This is a genomic window from Streptomyces mayteni, assembly GCF_054783955.1.
On the sequence record NZ_BAAGPR010000262.1, the window covers coordinates 1 to 1396 of the forward strand.

The window sequence follows — 1396 nt, forward strand, 5'->3', positions numbered from 1 at the left end:
TGTCTTCCTAAGACCGCTTGGCCTCCGACTTCAGCAGCCCCCCGCGCCCGCGCCGGCCTTCCCCGGCCCTCCGCCACCGGTGCCCGGCGCGCCACTCCCGCCGCCCGCGCCGGCGGCACCCGCCGCACCGGTGGCTCCGGCCGCACCAGCCGTACCGGCGGCCCCTGTCGTGCCGAGCGCGCCCGAGGCCGCGGCGGCCCCCGACGTTCCGGTCGCGCCGCCGGTCGCCGTGCCACCGCCGGTGTTCCCCGGGCCCCCGCCCGCGTCGATGATGGGCGCCCCGCCGCCGGCTCCCGTCCCGGCACCCGAGCCGGCGCGGGACGAGGCCCCGCGCCCGGATCCGGAGCCGGTGGCCCAGGAACCGGCGGACGAGGAGCCCGCGGGCGCCACGATGCTGATCTCGCCCCAGGCCGTGCGGAAGGTGACCGAGGCTTCGGCGCCCGAGCCCAAGCCCGAGCCCGAGACGGCCGTGGCCCCCGAGCCCGCCGAGCCCGTGGCGGAGGCGCCCGCGCCCCCGGCCACGCCGCCGGCCGCGCCCCCCGCCCTGCCCGGTGGGCTGCCGCCGCTGCCACCGGACTTCCGCGTCGGCGGCCCGGCTCCGGCCGAGCCGACCCCGACCCCGACCCCGGCGTCGGCGTCGGCCACCGACGGCGCGGGCCTCGTCCTCTCCGAGAACACCGCCATCTTCACGCCGCAGCGCCCCGAGTCGGTGCCCGAGCCGCCCGTGCAGGTGGAGTTCGCCAGGCCGGCGACGGAGCCCGCGCTCGAGATCGAGGAGGATCCGGAGACCGAGCAGGGTCCCGAGATGCTCGACGAGGTGCGCGAGGACGACGAGCCGCGGCAGCCGCCCGCCACGCCCGCGCCCCCGGCCGCGCCGCTCGGCCTGCCGGCCCTGCCGACGCCCGGCGGCGGGCCGTCGGAGGAGGCACGGCCAGCCGTCGGGCAACCGATAGGCGCCGCGCCCGGGCTGCCCGAACTGCCCCGGTGGCCAGAGCCCGGCCAGTCGCCGGCCCAGCCGACGCCCACGCCCACACCAGCCACCCCCACGCCGGCACCCACGCAGCAGCAGCCGGGCTCCAACGCCCCGGCCGGCTACGGCTTCCCGCCGCCGGTCGCCGCGGCGCTGCCCCCGCTGCCGGCGCCCGCCACCCCGGCCGCGCCCGCGGCACCGCACTGGCCACAGCCGGCACAACCGGCCCAGCCCGCCCTGCCACAGCCCCCGCAGCAACAGCAGCCCCAGCCTCCGGTCGTGCCGCAGCCCGAGGGGCCCGGCGGCTACGGGTTCCCGCAGCCGGTGCAGGGTCCGGTCCCGGCCGCCCAGCCGGCTCCGGCGGCTCCGGCCGCGCCGCCCGCCGCCGCCCCCGGCTACGGCTACCCGCCGCCCGCGCCGGTGCCG

The 1396-nt window shown here is 81.8% G+C and carries 1 pseudogene; it reads left to right on the top strand.

Going from position 1 to position 1396, the window contains the following annotated elements:
* Window positions 1–169: 169 nt before the first annotated feature.
* Window positions 170–1396: pseudogene (locus tag ACYVPE_RS39790) on the top strand (hypothetical protein); the annotation flags it as partial.